The organism is Pseudarthrobacter sp. NPDC080039 (assembly GCF_040702335.1).
GTDB classification, from domain to species: Bacteria; Actinomycetota; Actinomycetes; order Actinomycetales; family Micrococcaceae; genus Arthrobacter; species Arthrobacter enclensis_A.
Genome location: NZ_JBFBKY010000068.1, coordinates 1 through 1,675 on the forward strand (window position 1 = coordinate 1; position 1,675 = coordinate 1,675).

Annotated in this window: 2 protein-coding genes; both read left to right on the plus strand. The window is 64.1% G+C overall.

The window, feature by feature from the left end:
* The first annotated feature begins 119 nt into the window (after positions 1–119).
* Entirely contained in the window at positions 120–929 is an 810-nt protein-coding gene (locus AB0313_RS22080; protein WP_366308483.1) for a YcnI family protein, read from the plus strand.
* Entirely contained in the window at positions 926–1,486 is a 561-nt protein-coding gene (locus tag AB0313_RS22085) for a copper resistance protein CopC (protein ID WP_366308485.1), read from the plus strand. Before AB0313_RS22080 ends, AB0313_RS22085 begins: the two co-directional genes overlap by 4 nt.
* Positions 1,487–1,675: the final 189 nt, after the last annotated feature.

Here is a 1,675-nt window from a genome sequence, read left to right on the forward strand (position 1 = left end):
TTCGCCGTTCAATTCCCCAACCGACTCCCGATCTGACAAACCGGCAGACCGGACAACCGACCGGTCCCTTACACAGAAAACTTGACACCCCCCGCACCCCACTTTTTGGAAGGCTTGTCTTGAAAACCTCACTCCGTCGTACCCTGAAATCTCTGACCGCCGCCGCAGCCGCCACGGGAATCATCGCCACCGGTGCCACTGCCGCCTCCGCCCACGTAACCGTGAACCCGGACGACACCGGCGCCAACGGCTACTCGCACCTGACATTCAACGTCCCCAACGAATCCCCCACGGCCAAGACCAGCAAGCTCGAGGTCAGCCTGCCCACCGACACCCCCTTCACGTCCGTCTCGGTCAAACCCGTCGAAGGCTGGACCGCGCAGGTCATCACCACTGACCTGCCCAAGCCCGTGACCGTCTCCGGAACCACCGTCACCAAGGCGCCAACCTCCGTAGTCTGGACAGCGGACGAAGCCCACCAACTCGGGCAAAACCAGTACCAGTCGTTCTCGCTGGCCGTCGGCACGCTCCCTGTCGAGGGCACCAAAGTCACCTTGAAGGCCGTACAGACTTACACCGACGGCAACGTGGTGAACTGGGACGAAGAAAGCGCGGAGGGCCAGCCCGAGCCCCGCACCCGGCCCCGTCCTTCGTCACCACGGCTGACGACAAGGAGGCTTCGGCCACCGCATCAGCTACACCCACCCCGGCCGCAGCGGCCCAAACCTCGGAGGTCTCCGGCGACGGCGGCTCCGTATGGGGCATTGTCCTGGGCGCCGCGGGCTTCGTCCTGGGTGCAGTCGCGCTGGGCCTGGTCCTGGCTGGCCGCCGCACCCGCACCGCCACCAACTAGGCTCCCCTTCAAGGGCTGGGGAGGGGCTTCGGCCCCGCCCCAGCCCCTCAGGGTCACACGGATAGGACGCGCATGAAAAACCAGCCCTCAGGTCCAGCAACCTGGCTGGGACGTTTGTTGATCTTTTTGACCACTGCCGCGTTCGCGATCGCATCCTCTGTGGCCGCGCACGCCCACGATGTCCTCGTTTCCAGCGACCCAGCCAATGGCTCAACCGTGAGCACTGTCCCGGCGAAGGTCGGGCTGACCTTCGACCACACCCCGATCGCCATCAACTCAATCGTCCGAGTCCAGGATGCGACCGGCGCGGACCAGGCTGACGGACCAGTGAGCATCGTCGACAACCACGTCAGCCAACCCGTCAAACCAGACGCTCCCAACGGTACGTACACGGTGGTCTGGCGGGTCGTGTCCTCCGATGGCCACCCCATCGAAGGAACGTTCAATTTCACCGCTGGCACCGCGACCGCAACCTCCCCCTCACCAGCAGCCCCGGCTAAAGTCACGCCCGGTAACGGTGCACAGACGGGCATGACCGTAACCATCGCCGCAGGGGCTGTCCTGCTCATCGCATTTGTCGCCCTGGCTCTCCTCGTGAGGCGACGGCTTACGAATCCCGATACCGAAAACTAACCAAGCACCACCTCGCGCTACTCCTCTAAACACCCAGGCAACAGGCGGCCACGTCTACGTCGCGTTCGTTCTCACTACGGCCCAACCACCTCTGCCCCCGTTACCTTTTTCGTAGCCCGTTCCTGTTGCAGGATGAGGGTGTGTTGGCCGGTCGGTCCCGGCATGGTTTCTGCCCCCAGTCGTTTCATG

Excerpts from the sequence above, each read along its gene's own strand:
- AB0313_RS22085 (WP_366308485.1), top strand. The coding sequence starts at position 926 with ATGAAAAACCAGCCCTCAGGTCCAGCAACCTGGCTGGGACGTTTGTTG.